Below are 16,986 nucleotides of genomic sequence, written 5' to 3'. Positions count from 1 at the left end.
GGGACTAGCGGGTGCGGGACCACCAGTCGAAGCGGATGCAGAGCTTGCCGCCGAGCCAGTACTCGACCCAGTCGCCGAGGTCCAGCGGCGAGCAGTTGGCCGGGTGCGTGGGCGTCGGGACCGGGGTCGGCGTGACCGGCGGGGTCGGCGTGACCGGAGTCGGCGTGACCGGGGCGGTGGGCGTGGCCGGGGCCGTCGGGGTGACGGGAGCCGTCGGCGTGGCCGGGGCCGGCTGGTCGGTACGGCCGGACAGGGCCGTCCGGTAGATCTGCGACGACCTGGGGTTGGCGGAGCACTGCCACACGCCGTGCGGGCAGTAGTCCGTCAGCGTGTTGTACAGCGGCCGGTGTGCGTCCATCCAGGCGAGCATGCGGCGCATGTACTCGGCGTCGTCACCGTTGCGGAAGAGCCCCCATTCCGGATAGGAAATGGGTTTGCCGTGGGATTTCGCGAAATCCACGTGCTGCTGGAGCCCGTACGGCTCTTTCACCTGCCGGTCGAACGACTCCCCGGTCGGCTGGTCGTAGGAATCCATTCCGATGATGTCGACCGTGTCGTCGCCGGGGTAGCACTCCGTCCACGGTACGGCGTCCCGGCCCCGGCTCGGCGTGAAATCGAACCGGAATTTCTGGCCCGGCACCGAACGCATGGTGGTGACGATCCTGTTCCAGTACCTCTTCCAGTTCTCCGGGTCCGGACCGCAGCGATGGGTGTACGTCGTGCCGTTCATCTCCCAGCCCAGCACGATCACCGTGTCCGGCACGTTCAGCCGCACCAGCCGCTCGGCGAGCGCCCGGAAGTGCCGGTCGAAGGCGCCGGCCGCGCCCTGGCGCAGCAGCCACCGCACCTCGAAGTCCGGCACGTTCTCCTCGTTGCGCTCCTGCATGGGCACGTTGAGGACGAGCATCCGGTCGGCCTTCGCCCGCCGCCAGTGCGCCCAGACGTCCAGGAAGCCGGGCGGTCCCTCGATGTCCTGCCAGCGGCCGCCGGGCAGGTAGGTGTGGGCGACCTTCAGCTCGGCCCCGCCGAGCCAGCGGCTCAGCTCGGCCATGCGGGCCACCCCGAGCGGCCCGGAGTCGAGAAAGGCACCGAAGGGCGGCACACCGGGTTCCGGCGCCGTAGGCGTGGGTGTCGCCGCGAACCCGGGGCCGGCCGCCAGGGCTACCGACGCGACGACCGACGCCGCCGCCACGGCCAACCGCCGGGAGCGGTCCCATCGCGCTTGTGGAGCCATGCCTGCTCCTCTCTCCACTCGACTGTTCAAGCACGTTGCTCTCCCAGTTATTGACACACAGTCATATCAATATGAATTCCGCGAGCCTGGTTACGGCTTTCAGGTGACCCGAACACCTCGAACGAGAAGAAAGAAGGAATGCCCGTGTCGCTGCTGGACATCCGCGTCCCCGCAGTTCTGCTGCGGATCGACCGGAATCCCTTTCACCACGGCACCCTGGGCGCCGTGCGCTCGCTGGGCAGAGCCGGGGTGGAGGTGCATGTCGTCGCCGACGCCGACCGGAGTCCCGTGGCGAAATCCCGTTTCGTACGCCGGCTGCACCCCCCGCCGCCGCCCGGCGCCTCCCCCGACGACATCGCCGCCGCGCTGCTCCGGGTGGCCTCCCGGGTCGCGCGGCCGGCCGTGCTGATCGCCCTGGACGACGCGAGCGCCGTCGCGGCCGGCCGGCTGCGCGAGGAGTTGGCGCCCGCCTATCTGCTGCCGCAGCAGCCCGGCGCGCTGCCCGAGCACGTGGCCGACAAGGCCCAACTGGCCGAGGTCTGCGCCGCCGCCGGCATCCCGCACCCGGTGACGCTGCTCCCGGACAACGCCGAGGACGCGGCGGCGGCCGCCTGGCGGCTCGGCCTGCCGGTGGTGGCCAAGTGGAGCCGCCCCTGGCTGGTCCCGGCCGGCGGCGGACTGCGCTCCACGGTGCTGGTGCACTCGGCGCGCGAGGCCCGGGAGCTGTTCCTGCGCTCCGCCGAGGCCGGCTGCCTGCTGCTGCTCCAGCAGTTCCTGCCACCGGGCCGGGACCGCGACTGGTTCTTCCACGGATACGCCGACCGCACCGGCGCCGTCCGGGCCGGCGGCCCCGGCCGCAAGCATCTGGCCTGGCCGCGCGGTGCCGGGCTGACCGCGGTCGGCCAGTGGACCCCCAACCCGCAGATCACCGCGCTGGCCGAGCGGCTCACCGCCGAGCTGGGCTACCGGGGCATCTTCGACCTGGACTTCCGCCGCTGCGGCAGCACCGGCCGCTACCACCTGCTCGACTTCAACCCGCGCCCCGGCGCCCAGTTCCGGCTGTTCACCGACAGCGCCGGGCTGGACGTCGTACGCGCGCAGCACCTGGACCTGACCCACCGCCCGCTGCCGGACGGACTGCCGCTGCCCGGGCGGGAGTTCGTGGTGGAGAACTACGCCCCGCTCGCCGCGCTGCGGCCCGCGCCGCAGGGCCGGGAGCTGGCCTGGCACGCGGCCGACGACCGGGCGCCGGGCCGGGCGCTGTGGACGCTGTGGGGCCGGCATGCGGCGGGCCGGCTCGCCGAGCGCCTGCGGATCCCCACCCGCACGGCCCGGCGGGAGCAGGCGCCCCCGCCCCCGCTGTTGGTCCACCGGCCGGGCGGCGCCCTCCCCGACGGCCTCCACCTCGGTGACGGCCTGCACGACGGCCTGCACGACGGCTTCCGCGACGACTTCCGCGAGGACGAGAGAGCGAGCAGCTGCTGATGTACGACCTGCTGGTGGTGGGCGCGGGCCCGTACGGTCTGTCCATCGCGTCGCACGCCGCCGCGGCCGGGCTGGACGTCCGCGTCCTCGGGCGGCCCATGGCCTCCTGGCGCGACCACATGCCCCGCGGGATGTTCCTGAAGTCGGAGCCGTGGGCCTCCAACCTGTCCGATCCCGAGGGCCGCTGGCGGCTGGACGTCTTCTGCGCCTTCCGCGGTACGACCGCCCGGCACGCCGAGCCGATCCCGCTGGAGGTGTTCGCCGAGTACGGCCTGTGGTTCGCCCGCAACGCCGTCCCCGCCGTCGACGAACGCATCGTGACCCGGCTGGCGCCCCGCCCCGACGGCTTCACGGCCGTCACCGAGGACGGGCAGACCCTGACCGCGCGGACGGTGGCGCTGGCCGTGGGCGTGCTGCCGTTCACCGAGATCCCGGCCGCGCTGCGCGGGCTGCCCCCGGAACTGGTCTCGCACAGCAGCGACCATGCCGCCCTGGACCGCTTCCGCGACCAGGACGTCACCGTGATCGGCGCCGGCCAGGCGGCCCTGGAGACGGCCGCCCTGCTCGCCGAACAGGGCTCCCGGGTCAGGGTGCTGGCCCGCGCGGACCGGCTGTGCTGGAACACGGTGCCGCCGCCCTTGCAGCGCCCCTGGTGGCGCAGGGCCCGCGCCCCGCACAGCGGCCTCGGCCCGGGCTGGCGGAACTGGTTCTACGCCGAGCGGCCCGGCCTGTACCGGCGGCTGCCGGAGTCCACCCGGACGAACATCACGGCCGGCGCGCTCGGCCCGGCGGGTGCCTGGTGGGTGCGCGAGCGAGTGGAGCACCGGGTCGAGGTGCTGCTCGGGCGGGAGGTGGTGGCGGCGCGTGCGGTGCCGGGCGGGCTGCGGCTCGACACCGCGGGCCGGACCGGCAACACGGTGCTGGAGACCGGGCATGTCATCGCGGCGACCGGCTTCCGGGCCACCCGGGAGCGGCTGGGCCTGCTCCAGCCGGAGCTGCGCGCCCTGCTGGCGACGGGTGCCGACGGCGCGCCGGAGGTGGGGCTGGAGTTCGAGTCGTCGTACCCGGGGCTGTTCCTGGCCGGTCTGATCACGGCCGCGGGCTTCGGCCCGGCGATGCGGTTCGTGCACGGCGCGACCTTCACGGCGGGCACGCTGGTGCGCGGGGTACGGCGCCGGCTGCGCACGGGGCCGGCCGGCTGGCGGATCCCGGTGGGCCGCCTCCCCGAGGCGGCGATGGCGGAGCCGGTACGGCACTGAGGGCGGCGGGGTGCCGGGCGCTCGGGTCCGGCACCCGGCACGCTACCGGTGCTGCGCCGCCGACCGGCCTCGGCGGTACAGGACCGCACCGGCCCCGATCAGCAGGGCACTGGCGGCCGAGACCCCCATCATGGCCCGGACGTCACTGCCGGTGTGCGGGAGGGTGGGCGGCTTCCCGGGAGTGGTCTCGCCACCGCCGTAGGGAGGCGTGGTCTCGCCGCCACCGTAGGGAGGCGTGGTTTCCCCACCTCCGTACGGAGGTGTGGTCTCGCCCCCGCCGTAGGGGGGAGTCGAGTGACCGCCGCCGGGAGGCGTGGTCTCACCGCCGCCGTAGGGAGGCGTGCTGTGGCCGCCGCCCGGGGGCGTGGAGTGGCCGCCACCGGGCGGGGTGGTCTCGCCGCCACCGTACGGAGGGGTGCTGTGGCCACCGCCGGGAGGCGTGGTCTCACCGCCGCCATAGGGAGGCGTCGTCTCGCCACCGCCGTACGGAGGCTGGGTGGTGTGGTCGCCGCCACCGTACGGAGGCGCGCTGGTGTGGCCGCCACCGTACGGAGGCTGGGTGGTGTGGTCGCCACCGGCGTAGCCGGGCGGGGTGTACTCGTCGCCGCCGTAGGGAGGCCCGTAGTCGTCGGAGTCGCCGTAGCCCGGGCCGTCGTCACCCGGTACGTCACGGTGCGGGCTGCCGCCGTGCGCAGACGAACCGTGCCCGTTGACACAGGAGTTGCCGAACGCCGGGTTCAGCGCAGCGGCCGCGTCCACGGAGTTGCCGCAGACGTTGACCGGCACGTTCACCGGGACCTGGACGTTGTTGCCGGACAGCACGCCGGGCGAACCCTGGGCCACGCCGTGCGCGTGGGAGTCGGCGAGCGCGACGCTGCCGCCGTACAACGACAGCACGCCGGTCGCGGCGGCGGCCACGACCATGCCCTTGCTGAGGGTCTGTCGCAATCTCGTTGTCTTCCTGCTCGAAGATGTGGGAAGGCCGGCCCCGGAACGAAGAATCGACAGATCGACGGTCCAAGGCCGGCCGGAACGCAGCCGGTGGGCTGGTGATGCGTGGGGCGACGAACCTCAGTCGTTCACGCAGGTGTTGCCGAAGGCCGGGTTCAGCAGGCCGATGACGTTGATGCTGTTGCCGCAGACGTTGATCGGCACGTGGATCGGAATCTGGACCACGTTGCCCGACAGGACACCCGGGGAGCCGATGGCGGCGCCCTCGGCACCGGCGTCGGCGAAGGCGGGGGCGGCCCCGCCCAGGGCCAGGATTGCGCCGGCGACGACAGCAACGCTCTTCTTCATGAGATTTCCCTTCTCCGCGGCCATGCCTAATTGACGGCCGAAACCGAGCGAGCACAGCTTCAACGGCTCGCACCATGACCGGCAGGCTGTAAAACGAGGGATAGACAGCGGAAGAAACTCTGGAACGCGCGTCGCCCCGCAATTCACTCGAATGCCCTCAAGGAATTGACGGTTCGGCAGAGAAACGCTTCTTCTACAGGAACGGCGAACGAACGAAGGCAGCCGCCCGGGCGGCGGTGCGGTGCGAACACCGGCACGCCGTTCGGGCGGCCGCCCGGGGGACACGGCTCAGTGGTTGCCCGCGCCGTTGCCCGCCAGGACCGAGATGTCGTCCAGGATGTGCGAGAGCGCCTCGTCGTCCTTGGCCTGGGTCGAGTTCTCGGTGCACTGCTGGTTCTGCGGCGAGGACAGGATCGGGATGTCCTGCACGCCGATGTTGAGCAGAGCGAGGACCGACTGGACGTTGACCTTCGCCGGCAGGCCGACACAGAGCTTGTTGAGCGAGCTCTGGACCAGCGTGGCCTGCGGGCTCAGGTTGCCCTTGGTCACGTTGTTGCCGAACGCCTCGTGGGCACCGTTGCCGCTGAACGACGTGGTGCCGTGGTCGTTGCCGATGGCAAGCGCCTGGGGGGCTGCCGCCGCCGACACACCGACGAAGGACGCGGCGACCGCCGCCGCGGCCATTGCCTTCTTCAGCATTTCGCAAATCCTTTCCTGGCTCCACGCCAAGACGCATCTTCCTGCCCCCGCATCAACCGAACCCACGGGAATTGGTTGCGGGGCATCACCCATTCAGACCCGCATTGGGCCATCGGAGTGAACACCAGCAACCCTTTGATGCGATCTGCGGTTGGACCAGGTTGCTCCGGTGGACGGGGTTACTTCAGAAGGGAATGACAAGTGATCAAGAAGGTTCTGGCCTCCGCCGCGGTCGCCGCCGCCGCTGTAGGCGCCTCTGCCGCCGTCGCGTCGCCGGCCCTGGCCATCGGCAACGACCACGGCACCACCTCTTTCAGCGGCAACGGCGCTTCCCAGGCGTTCGGCAACTCCGCGACCTACGGCAACATGAGCCCGCAGATGGCGCTCATCCAGGGCTCCTTCAACAAGCCGTGCATCGGCCTGCCGGCGAAGGTGAACGCCCAGTCGCTGATCGGTCTGCTCAACATCGGCGTCCAGGACATCCCGATCCTGTCCTCGCCGCAGAACCAGCAGTGCACGGAGAACTCGACCCAGGCCAAGGGCGACGAGGCGCTGTCGCACATCCTGGACGACATCTCCGTCCTGGCCGGCAACGGCACGGCCAACCACTGAGCCACCCAGGGCCCCGCACGGGCCGTCGACGGGCCGCCGATCCCCTCGGCGGCCCGTCCGCGTTTTCCAGGTCTTCCGGCCCGGCGCACGGGCCGCCCCCGGAGCGGGGGCGCTCGTGAACTCATCGGACTGCGCTGGGCCGATCGGGGCACATAGCGCAACCACGGCGTGGCCCGGGCCGTTGACGATCACGCAGCTCCTCCCCGGAGTCCGCCTTTCGAAAGGGAACGAACATGAAGAAGCTGTGGGCAACCGCGGCTGTAGCCGCCTCCGTCGCCGGTCTCGCCGGGGCGGCGGCCCCTCAGGCCCTCGCCATCGGTGACGACCACGGCACCACGTCGTTCAGCGGCAATGGCGCCAAGTCGTCGTTCGGCAACTCGGCCACCTTCGGCGACATGAGCCCGCAGCTCTCGCTGGTCCAGGGTTCGCTGAACAAGCCGTGCATCGGCCTCCCGGTGAAGGCCAACCTCCAGTCGCTGATCGGCCTGATCAACATCGGCGTCCAGGACATCCCGATCCTGTCCTCGCCGCAGAACCAGCAGTGCACGGAGAACTCGACCCAGGCCAAGGGCGACGAGCCGCTGTCGCACATCCTGGACGACATCTCGGCCCTGTCCGGCAACGGCGCCGGCAACGGCTGAGCAAGCACACCGCGACGGCGGGTCACCGGTTCTCCCGGTGGCCCGCCGTTTCGTCGTGTACGGCCCCCGCGCCGGCCCCCGCGCGAGGTCCTAGGACACGATGTCCTTGCGGGCGAACCCCCGGAAGGCCAGGGCGAACAGGACCACCGCGTAGGTCACGGAGACCGCGGCGCCCTGGGCCATGCCGGACCACTCGGGGTGCGGCTGGACGATGTCGGCCCAGGCGAACTGCCAGTGCGCGGGCAGGAAGTCGCGCCAGTGGCCGAGGGCGGTGACGGCGTCCAGGACATTGCCGACGATGGTCAGGCCGACGGCGCCGCCGACCGCGCCGAGCGGGGCGTCCGTCCTGGTCGACAGCCAGAACGCCAGCCCGGCGGTGACCAGCTGGGACACGAAGACGTACGCCACCACGACCGCCAGGCGCTGTGCCGCCGTACCGGTGTCGAGCGCGCCGCCGGTGGGGATCTGCAACGGCCCCCAGCCGTAGGCGGCCGTGCCGGCCGCGAGCGCCACGACCGGCAGCAGCACCATCGCGGCGAGGCTCAGCCCGAGGGCGACGGCCAGCTTGGACCACAGCAGCCGGGCCCGGGGCACGGGTGCGGCGAGCAGATAGCGCAGCGAGGACCAGCTCGCCTCGGAGGCGACCGTGTCCCCGCAGAACAGGGCGACGGGGATGACGAGGAGGAAGCCGGCCGAGACGAACAGGTTGACCGCGGCGAAGTTGGCGCCGGACGCGGTGGCCGTGTCCATCAGGGTGATCTGGTTGTTCCGGCTCGACGGGTTCCCGCCGATGGCGAAGGCGATGAGCAGCACGAACGGCAGGGCGGTGAGGATGGCCCCCATGACCAGGGTGCGGCGCCGCTTCAGCTGCCGGGCCAGCTCCACCCGCAGGGGCAGGGTGCGGCCCGCCCGGTAGCCGGAGGCGGCCTCGGTGAGCGCGCTCATGCGGAACCTCCGATCAGGGTGAGGAAGGCGTCTTCGAGGCGGCGGTGCGGGCCGACCGAGGCGACGGGCACCTCCAGCCGGACCAGCTCCACGACGAGCCGCTCGGCGGTGCCGCCAGGGTCGAGCCGGACCAGCAGTCCGTCGTCGGTGCGCACGGCGGAGGCGACGCCGGGCAGCGCGGCCACCTTCTCCGCGACCGGTTCCGGGACCGGGGTACCGGTGCCGACGAGCAGGGTGTCGCCGGAGCCGATGATCTCCCGGACGGGACCGGCCTGGACGAGCCGGCCGCGGTCCATCACCACCAGGTGGGTGCAGGACTGCTCGACCTCGGCGAGGAGGTGGCTGGAGACGATGACCGTACGGCCGCCGGCCGCGTAGCGGATCATCACCTCGCGCATCTCGCGGATCTGGGGCGGGTCGAGACCGTTGGTGGGTTCGTCGAGGATGAGCAGGTCGGGCAGGCCGAGCATGGCCTGGGCGATGGCGAGGCGCTGGCGCATGCCCTGCGAGTAGGTGCGCACCGCGCGGGCGAGGGCGTCGCCGAGGCCGGCGATCTCCAGTGCCTCGTCCAGGTGGGCGTCCTCGGGCGGGCGGCCGGTGGCCCGCCAGTACAGCTCCAGGTTCTCCCGGCCGGACAGGTGCGGCAGGAAGCCCGCGCCCTCCACGAAGGCGCCGACGCGGGAGAGGACCTGTGCACCGGGCCGGACGGCGTGCCCGAAGACGCGGATCTCGCCGTCGTCCGGCGTGATCAGGCCCATCAGCATGCGCAGGGTGGTGGTCTTGCCCGCGCCGTTGGGCCCGAGCAGGCCGAGGACCTGGCCCTTCTCCACACGGAAGGACAGCTCGCGGACGGCGTATCGGTCGGTGGAGCGGGCGTAGCGCTTGCTGAGGCCGCTGATGACGAGGGGCACCTCGGCGAGGTCCGGGTCGGGGGCGGGGGCGGCGGTGCGGCGGCGGGCGGTGAGCAGCAGGGCGAGGGCGGCGATGACACCGGCCAGGGGCAGCCACCAGACCCAGGCGGGCAGGGGCGCGGCGGCGGTGGTCACGGCCGGGGCCGTCGGCACGCTCAGGTCTCCCCTGAGGGAGACGGTGTAGGTGGCGGGGGCGGCCGGGGAGGCGTAGCCGAGGTCGGTGGAGGCGAGGACCAGGCGGAGCCGGTGGCCCTTCTGCACCTGGTGGTCGATCGCCGGGAGGGTGACGGTGACGTCCTGGCCCGCCGTGGCGCCGGTCACCCGGAGCGGGGCGACGAGCTGGGCGGGGAGCACCTGCCGGGTGCCGTCGGGGCCGACGTCGTAGACCTTGCCGAACAGGACGGCGTCGCCGGTGCTTGAGGTGACGTGGATGCGGGCGGTGGGGGTGCCGGTGATCTGGAGGTCGCGGGTGAGGGGTGCCGAGTCGAACCGCGCGTACTGGCCGGGGAAGTCGAGGGAGACGCCGACGCCGAGCGCGGACAGCTGGGCGAGGCCGCCGGAGCCGCCGAGGCCGGGCAGCGCGGAGACGCCGGGCGGGGTGGCGCCGGCCGGGTTGGTGATGTGCTGGGCGGAGCCGGTCAGGGCGATGGCGCGGGGGTGGTCGCGCAGGCCGGGGTAGCTCCCGGCGGTGGCGCCGCGCAGCTGCGCGGTGCCGTCGGTGGAGTTGACGCCTCCGGTGCGGCTGATCCGGAACGCCGGGCCGGTGTCCGGGTGCTCGCCGCGCAGGTACCGGTCGAACCAGGTGCGCACCCGGGTCTGGATCCGGCTGGTCTCCAGGTCGCCGCCGTCGTGGCCGCCGGCGATCCAGTCGACGGCCACGGGGGCGCCGTTCGCCCGGATCGCCCGGGCGGCGGCGTCGGCCTGGCCGAGCGGGAACAGCGAGTCCGTCTGGCCCTGCACCAGCAGGGTGGGCACCTTGATGCGGTCGGCGACGGCCGAGGGCGAGCGCTCCTGGAGGAGTGCGCGGGCGGCCGGGTCGGGGGTGCCGGACTCGGCGACCCGGTCGTACATCCGGCACAGGGCGGGCTCGAAGCGGGCGCAGCCGCCGCCGGTGTTGACGAAGATGCCGGCCCACAGCTTCTTGAACACGCCGTTCGGGAACAGGGCGTCGGCGAGGTTCCAGTAGGTGACGGCCGGGGCGATGGCGTCCACCCGGTGGTCGTAGGCCGCGGCGAGCAGGGAGACCGCGCCGCCGTAGGAGCCGCCGGCCAGGCCGACGCGGGGGTCGCCGGGCTTGTCGAGCTGGACCTCGGGCCGCTTGGCCAGCCAGTCGAGGAGCCGGGAGACGTCGGCGACCTCGCCCTTGGGGTCGTCGAGGCCGATTCGGCCGGTGGATCCGCCGAAGCCGCGCGCGGACCAGGTCAGCACCGCGTATCCGTGCCGGGTGAGGTCCTCGGCCTGCTGCCGCAGGTCGTCCTTGCTGCCGCCGAAGCCGTGGGCGAGGAGGACGGCCGGGTGCCGGCCGGTGTCGGCCGGGGTGAAGTACGAGGTGTCCAGGCGGACCCCGTCGACCGCCATGACCTGGTCGGTCCGGTGGACCGGGGGCGTGTCGCCGGACGCGGCGGCCGTCCAGGTGCCGGCGCCGGCCAGCACCACGACGGCGGCCGCGCCGGCGAGGAGCCGGCGCGGCCTCTTGAGCAGCCCTCGCGGGGAGAGCCTGCGAAGATCCATGGCTCAACGGTACGGGGCGTCACTGACAACCGGTGAGCCTCAGGGGTGAACGCCGGGCCCTCCCGCAGGAGGACGGGTGGGTCCGGCGTACACCAGGCGTGGTACGGCGGCTCGGCGCCTCGCGGCTCAGGCCGCGGCCTGCTCCTCGGCCTGGACGTCCTCGGGCAGGGAGACCAGCCAGCGGGTCTCGCGGCGCGGGCGGAGGTAGAAGGCCCAGTACAGGGTGGCGACAGCGGTGATGCCGCCGGTCCAGGCCAGGTAGGAGGGGTCCTGCTCGACCAGGATGTAGAGGAGGACCGCGATCAGCAGGACCGGCATGGCCGGCCACAGGGGCATCCGCCAGGCCTGCTTGGCGCCGTGCGCGCCGCGCCGGGCCAGCAGCGCGGCGACGGCCACCAGCAGGTAGAGGCCGGTGACGGCGACGCCGGTGACGCCGTAGAGGGTGTCGAGGTTGACGAAGCAGAGGAACGCGCCCGGGACGCCGACGAGGAGGGTGGCGACCCACGGGGAGCCGAACCGGCCGAGCTTGGCGAGGGCGGTGTTCACGGGCTTCGGCCAGGCGCGGTCCCGGGCCGAGGCGAACAGCACCCGGGAGTTCTGGATGACCATGACGATGCCCGCGTTGATGATCGCGAGGGCGACGCACAGGCTGACGAAGGTGCCGACGGCCGAGTCGCTCCAGGCGATGACCATGCTGCTGATGTCGCCGCCGGTCAGGGTCTTCAGGTCCCCCGCGCCGAGGGTGATGGCGGCGACCGGCACCAGGATGACCACGCTGGAGATGACGAGGGTGGCGAGGACGGTACGGGCGACGTTGCGGCGCGGGTTCTCCAGCTCCTCGGAGAGGTAGACGGCGGTGGAGAAGCCCTGGGTGACGAAGAGGGCGATGGCGAGGCCGGAGACGACCATCATCGCGGTGACGGGGTCGACGTGCGCGTGGTCGCCGGCGACCTGGAGCATGCCCAGGCTGCTCACCCCGCGATGCGGGTGGGCGAAGCCGAGCACCGCCACGACGCCGGCGGCGACGACCTCCAGGACCAGGAAGATGCCGGTGATCCAGGCGTTGGCGCGCAGGTCCAGCAGACCGGCGAGGGTGGCGGCGATCATCACGCCGGCGCCCGTCCAGGACGGGTCGAGGTGGATGACCGGGGCGAGGTAGTCGGCGGTGCCCATCGCGATGACCGGAGGGACGATCATCACGACGAGCAGCGACATCACGAAGGCCAGCCAGCCGGCGAGCCGCCCGGCCAGGGTGGAGACGATGGCGTACTCGCCGCCCGCGCTGGGGATGAGGGTGCCCAGCTCCGAGTAGCAGAAGGCCACGGGGATACAGAGCAGCGCGCCGATGGCGATGCACAGCGCCGTCGCCGTGCCCAGACTGGAGAACAGGTCGGGCACGATCACGAAGAGCGTGGAGGCGGGCGTGACGCAGGACAGCGTCAGCAGGGTGCCGCCGACGACACCGATGGACCGCTTCAGCCCGGGGGAGGAGGCTGTGGCGGTGTCTTCCACGGTCTTCTGGAGCGTGTCGGTCATGCGGCGGTTTCCGATCACTTGAGCGGTGAGGGTGGGGACGGGAGCGCTATCGCCTCCGGCGGATCGTCGTACGTGCTTTTCGTCCGCTCCCGGCGTGCATAGAGAACCCCGACGAAAACCGCCACGTCAATGGCCGTTTACCTTCGGAATCCGCAGCTACGGAAGAGCCCAGGCCGCATCACTTTCGCAGGCTACGGATGCCTGTTGACCCATCCATCAAGCCCTATCGGATAGTGACCTTGCTTTCCAAGGTCATTAGCTCGTAACTCCTTCGCCACCCGTTTCATCCCCGTGACACGAGAACCGCAGCGAAGGTTTCAAAAAAATGTCAGGCCGTCCGGTATCCGGACGGCCTGACAAGGGTCTTTCGGAGGTTCCCGAGAGGGTCAGTGGTTGCGCGGGAAGCCCAGGTCCACGCCCGCCGGGGCGTCGGCCGGGTCGGGCCAGCGGGTGGTGACGACCTTGCCGCGGGTGTAGAAGTGCGTGCCGTCGTTGCCGTAGATGTGGTGGTCGCCGAAGAGGGAGTCCTTCCAGCCGCCGAAGGAGTGGTAGCCGACGGGGACCGGGATCGGCACGTTCACACCGACCATGCCGGCCTCGATCTCCAGCTGGAAGCGGCGGGCCGCGCCGCCGTCCCGGGTGAAGATCGCGGTGCCGTTGCCGAACGGCGAGGCGTTGATGAGGGCGACACCCTCCTCGTAGGTGTCCGCGCGCAGCACGCACAGCACCGGGCCGAAGATCTCGTCCTGGTAGGCCCTGGCGGTGGTCGGCACCCGGTCCAGGAGCGAGATGCCGATCCAGTGGCCGTCCTCGAAGCCCTCGACGGTGTAGCCGGTGCCGTCGAGCACGACCTCGGCGCCCTCCGCGGCGGCACCGGAGACGTACGACGCCACCTTGTCGCGGTGCGCCTTGGTGATCAGCGGGCCCATCTCGGACGTCGGGTCGTTGCCCGGACCGATCTTGATCTTCTCGGCGCGCTCGCGGATCTTCTCCACCAGCGTGTCGCCGATCGAGCCGACCGCGACCACGGCCGAGATCGCCATGCAGCGCTCGCCCGCGGAGCCGTAGGCGGCCGAGACGGCGGCGTCGGCGGCCGCGTCCAGGTCGGCGTCCGGCAGCACCAGCATGTGGTTCTTGGCGCCGCCGAGCGCCTGCACACGCTTGCCGTTGGCCGAGGCGGTGGTGTGGATGTAGCGGGCGATCGGGGTCGAGCCGACGAAGGAGACGGCCTTGACGTCCGGGTGCTCCAGCAGCCGGTCGACGGCCACCTTGTCGCCGTGCACGACGTTGAAGACGCCGTCCGGCAGACCGGCCTCGCTCAGCAGCTCGGCGATCCGGACCGAGGCCGAGGGGTCCTTCTCGCTCGGCTTGAGCACGAAGGTGTTGCCGCACGCGATGGCGATCGGGAACATCCACATCGGGACCATCGCCGGGAAGTTGAACGGCGTGATGCCCGCGACGACACCGAGCGGCTGGCGGATCGCGGCCACGTCGACCCCGCCGGCCACCTGCGTGGACAGCTCGCCCTTCAGCTGGACGTTGATGCCGCAGGCCAGGTCCACGATCTCCAGGCCGCGGGCGACCTCGCCGAGCGCGTCCGAGTGCACCTTGCCGTGTTCGGCGGTGATCAGCTCGGCGATCTCGTCGCGGTGGGCGTCCAGCAGCGCGCGGAACCGGAACAGGATGGTGGTGCGCTGGGCCAGCGAGGACCGGCCCCAGGTGGTGAAGGCGTCCTTGGCCGCCGCGACGGCCGCGTCCACCTCCTCCACCGACGCGAACGCGACCTTGGTGGTGACCGCGCCGGTGGCCGGGTCGGTGACCGGCCCGTACGTGCCCGACGCGCCTTCGACGGTCTTGCCGCCGATCCAGTGGTTGACGATCTTCGTCATGCCCAGAGACTCCTTCTTACAGATGGCGGCGTCGGGTCGAGACGTGCCGTTCGTACAGCTCACGTGCCTTGACCGCCGACGGTCGGGTCGCGGTCTCGGCCACGGGAACATCCCACCAGGCCTGGGCCGGAGGCGCGCCCGACACTGTGTCGGACGTTTCGGTCTCCACGTAGACACATGTGGGAGTGTCGGCGGCCCGGGCCTCGGCGAGCGCCTCGCGCAGCTCCCGCACGGTCCTGGCGCGCAGCACCCGCATGCCCAGGCTGGCCGCGTTGGCGGCGAGGTCGACGGGGAGCGGGGCGCCCGTGTAGGCGCCCTCCTCGGTCGGGAAACGGTAGGCGGTGCCGAACCGCTCGCCGCCCACCGACTCCGACAGTCCGCCGATCGAGGCGTACCCGTGGTTCTGCACCAGCAGCATCTTGATCGCGATGCCCTCCTGCACGGCGGTCACGATCTCGGTCGGCATCATCAGATAGGTACCGTCGCCGACCAGCGCCCACACCTGCCGCTCCGGCGCGGCCAGCTTCACCCCGATGGCGGCCGGGATCTCGTAGCCCATGCAGGAGTAGCCGTACTCCAGGTGGTACTGGTCGCAGGATCGCGCCCGCCACAGCTTGTGCAGGTCGCCGGGGAGCGAACCGGCCGCGTTGATGATGATGTCCGACTCGTCCACCAGGGCGTCCAGCGCCCCGAGGACCTGCGGCTGGGTCGGCCGTACGTCGATCTCGTCGGCCTCGAAGCAGGCGTCGACGCGCTGCTCCCAGCGCTCCTTGTCCTCCGTGTACTCGGCGGCGTAGGCGTCGGCGACCCGGTGGCCGTGCAGCGCCAGCGCCTCGGTCAGCTCGGCCAGGCCGCTGCGGGCGTCGGCGATCAGCGGGCGCGCGGCCAGCTTGTGGCCGTCGAAGGGCGCGATGTTGAGGTTGAGGAAGCGGACGTCCGGGTTCTCGAACAGAGTGCCGGAGGCGGTGGTGAAGTCGGTGTAGCGGGTGCCGACGCCGATCACCAGGTCCGCGGTGCGGGCCAGCTCGTCGGCGGTGGCGGTGCCGGTGTGGCCGATGCCGCCGACGTCCTGCGGGTGGTCGTGGCGCAGCGAGCCCTTGCCGGCCTGGGTGGAGGCGACGGGGATGCCGGTCGCGGCGGCGAACTCGGCGAGGGCGGCCTCGGCCCGGCTGTGGTGGACCCCGCCGCCCGCGATCAGCAGGGGCCGGCGCGCGGCGCGGATCGCGGCCACGGCCTCCGCCAGCTCGGTGGGGTCCGCGCCCGGGCGCCGTACGGTCCACACACGCTCGGCGAAGAACTCCTCCGGCCAGTCGTACGCCTCCGCCTGGACGTCCTGCGGCAGGGCGAGGGTGACGGCGCCGGTCTCCACGGGGTCGCTGAGCACCCGCATGGCCTGGAGGGCGGCCGGGATCAGGGCCTCCGGGCGGGTGACGCGGTCGAAGTACCGCGACACCGGGCGCAGTGTGTCGTTGACGGACACGTCGCCCGCGTAGGGCACCTCCAGCTGCTGGAGGACGGGGTCGGCGGGGCGGGTGGCGAAGACGTCGCCGGGCAGCAGCAGGACCGGGAGGTGGTTGACGGTGGCCAGGGCGGCGCCGGTGACCAGGTTGGTGGCGCCGGGGCCGATCGAGGTCGTCACCGCGTGGGCGGACAGCCGGTTCGACTGGCGGGCGTAGCCGACCGCCGCGTGCACCATGGACTGCTCGTTGCGGCCCTGGTGGTACGGCATGACGTCGGCGTACTCGACCAGGGCCTGGCCGAGCCCGGCGACGTTGCCGTGGCCGAAGATGCCCCAGGTGGCGCCGATCAGCCGCTGCCGGGCGCCGTCGCGTTCGGTGTACTGGGCGGCGAGGAATCGGACCAGCGCTTGTGCGACGGTCAGCCGGATCGTCATCGGTACCCCTCCGTGCTTTCTACGTGGGCCGGATGGAAGCAGATCCGCCACTCCCGGGTCTCCCCCGGACCCGCCATGACGTTCAGGTAGTACATGTCGTGCCCGGGCTGGGCGATGGACGGGCCGTGCCAGCCGTCGGGGACGAGTACGGCGTCGCCGGAGCGGACCTCGGCGAGGAGGTCGGCGCCGCCCTGCCGCGACGGGGACACGCGCTGGTACCCCAGACCGTTCGGGCCGGCGATCTCGAAGTAGTAGATCTCCTCCAGTTCGGACTCCTCGCCCGGCCGGTGCTCGTCGTGCTTGTGCGGCGGGTACGAGGACCAGTTGCCGCCCGGGGTGATCACCTCGACGGCGATGAGCCGGTCGCAGTCGAAGGCGTCGGCCGCGGCGAAGCCGCGCACCTGGCGGGCGCAGCTGCCGCTGCCGCGCTGTTCGACGGGGACCTCCGGCGCGGGGCCGTAGCGGGCGGGGAGTCGTCGCTCGCACTTCGCTCCTGCCAGGGCGAAGCGGCCTCCCGCGCCGGAGGCGATCAGGACCTGGGCGTCCCGGGGTGCGTACGCGAAGTCGGAGACCGACGCGAACACGCTGTCCCGGCCCAGGAGTTGGAACTCGGCCTGCTCAGTTGACGCAGTCTCAATTTGTACGGTACATGCGCCTTCCAGCGGAAGCACGATCCATTCGCTGTCCCCGGTGGTGAACGTATGCGTACCGCCCGGTGTCACCTCCACGACGCGCAGGCTGCTGTACGTCCAGCCGGCCCGCTCGGGACGGATGTCGACGGCGTACCGCCCGGTCGCGGTGGTGCCCTTGGCCAGGTGCAGGTCGGTGCTGGTCATGCTGGTCATGCGGCC

General features: G+C 72.1%; 14 protein-coding genes. 4 read left to right on the top strand and 10 right to left on the bottom strand.

Annotated features, from left to right (window positions below):
* Window positions 1–4: 4 nt before the first annotated feature.
* The gene (locus ACWCV9_RS16070) at window positions 5–1,234 is read right to left on the bottom strand and encodes a glycoside hydrolase family 26 protein (protein ID WP_450787148.1); all 1,230 of its coding nucleotides are present in this window, start codon (window positions 1,232–1,234) and stop codon (window positions 5–7) included.
* A 138-nt stretch (window positions 1,235–1,372) separates the two neighbouring features.
* On the opposite strand from ACWCV9_RS16070, the gene ACWCV9_RS16065 reads away from it, so the two are divergent.
* Together ACWCV9_RS16065 and ACWCV9_RS16060 are read left to right on the top strand one after the other, a co-directional pair.
* The gene (locus ACWCV9_RS16065; protein ID WP_450787147.1) at window positions 1,373–2,719 is read left to right on the top strand and encodes a carboxylate--amine ligase; all 1,347 of its coding nucleotides are present in this window, start codon (window positions 1,373–1,375) and stop codon (window positions 2,717–2,719) included.
* Window positions 2,719–3,978: an FAD-dependent oxidoreductase gene (locus ACWCV9_RS16060; RefSeq protein ID WP_450787145.1), complete on the top strand. Its 1,260-nt coding sequence runs from the start codon at window positions 2,719–2,721 to the stop codon at window positions 3,976–3,978. The genes ACWCV9_RS16065 and ACWCV9_RS16060 overlap by 1 nt, the downstream gene beginning before the upstream one ends.
* A 42-nt stretch (window positions 3,979–4,020) precedes the next feature.
* On the opposite strand, the gene ACWCV9_RS16055 is transcribed toward ACWCV9_RS16060, so the two are convergent.
* From ACWCV9_RS16055 to ACWCV9_RS16045, 3 genes are all read right to left on the bottom strand, one after another.
* Window positions 4,021–4,926, bottom strand: a complete 906-nt coding sequence (locus ACWCV9_RS16055) for a chaplin family protein (protein ID WP_450787144.1) — start codon at window positions 4,924–4,926, stop codon at window positions 4,021–4,023.
* 123 nt (window positions 4,927–5,049) lie between these two features.
* Window positions 5,050–5,277: a chaplin ChpD gene (gene chpD / locus ACWCV9_RS16050; protein ID WP_450787369.1), complete on the bottom strand. Its 228-nt coding sequence runs from the start codon at window positions 5,275–5,277 to the stop codon at window positions 5,050–5,052.
* A 288-nt stretch (window positions 5,278–5,565) separates the two neighbouring features.
* Window positions 5,566–5,976: a rodlin gene (locus ACWCV9_RS16045; protein WP_450787142.1), complete on the bottom strand. Its 411-nt coding sequence runs from the start codon at window positions 5,974–5,976 to the stop codon at window positions 5,566–5,568.
* Between the two features lie 201 nt (window positions 5,977–6,177).
* Here ACWCV9_RS16045 and ACWCV9_RS16040 point away from each other — a divergent pair, with 201 nt between their 5' ends.
* Window positions 6,178–6,588 (top strand): rodlin, encoded by a 411-nt coding sequence (locus ACWCV9_RS16040; RefSeq protein WP_450787140.1) that lies wholly within the window; start codon window positions 6,178–6,180, stop codon window positions 6,586–6,588.
* Between the two features lie 233 nt (window positions 6,589–6,821).
* On the top strand, window positions 6,822–7,229 hold the full coding sequence (locus tag ACWCV9_RS16035; RefSeq protein ID WP_450787138.1) for a rodlin: 408 nt from the start codon (window positions 6,822–6,824) through the stop codon (window positions 7,227–7,229).
* A gap of 90 nt (window positions 7,230–7,319) precedes the next feature.
* On the opposite strand, the gene ACWCV9_RS16030 is transcribed toward ACWCV9_RS16035, so the two are convergent.
* The 6 genes from ACWCV9_RS16030 to iolB form a co-directional block, all read right to left on the bottom strand.
* On the bottom strand, window positions 7,320–8,174 hold the full coding sequence (locus ACWCV9_RS16030; RefSeq protein ID WP_450787136.1) for an ABC transporter permease: 855 nt from the start codon (window positions 8,172–8,174) through the stop codon (window positions 7,320–7,322).
* On the bottom strand, window positions 8,171–10,816 hold the full coding sequence (locus ACWCV9_RS16025) for an alpha/beta fold hydrolase (RefSeq protein WP_450787135.1): 2,646 nt from the start codon (window positions 10,814–10,816) through the stop codon (window positions 8,171–8,173). Before ACWCV9_RS16025 ends, ACWCV9_RS16030 begins: the two co-directional genes overlap by 4 nt.
* 126 nt (window positions 10,817–10,942) lie before the next feature.
* Complete coding sequence (locus ACWCV9_RS16020) at window positions 10,943–12,352, bottom strand: APC family permease (protein ID WP_450787133.1); 1,410 nt, start codon at window positions 12,350–12,352, stop codon at window positions 10,943–10,945.
* Between the two features lie 386 nt (window positions 12,353–12,738).
* Complete coding sequence (mmsA, locus tag ACWCV9_RS16015) at window positions 12,739–14,241, bottom strand: CoA-acylating methylmalonate-semialdehyde dehydrogenase (protein WP_450787132.1); 1,503 nt, start codon at window positions 14,239–14,241, stop codon at window positions 12,739–12,741.
* Window positions 14,242–14,257: 16 nt separating this feature from the next.
* Complete coding sequence (gene iolD, locus ACWCV9_RS16010) at window positions 14,258–16,135, bottom strand: 3D-(3,5/4)-trihydroxycyclohexane-1,2-dione acylhydrolase (decyclizing) (RefSeq protein WP_450787131.1); 1,878 nt, start codon at window positions 16,133–16,135, stop codon at window positions 14,258–14,260.
* Entirely contained in the window at window positions 16,132–16,971 is an 840-nt protein-coding gene (gene iolB / locus ACWCV9_RS16005) for a 5-deoxy-glucuronate isomerase (RefSeq protein ID WP_450787367.1), read from the bottom strand. The genes iolD and iolB overlap by 4 nt, the downstream gene beginning before the upstream one ends.
* Window positions 16,972–16,986: the final 15 nt, after the last annotated feature.

It is taken from the genome of Streptomyces sp. NPDC001606, from assembly GCF_053596835.1.
Note: the sequence above shows the minus strand (reverse complement) of the source record. Positions and strands in the feature narration are given on the sequence as shown.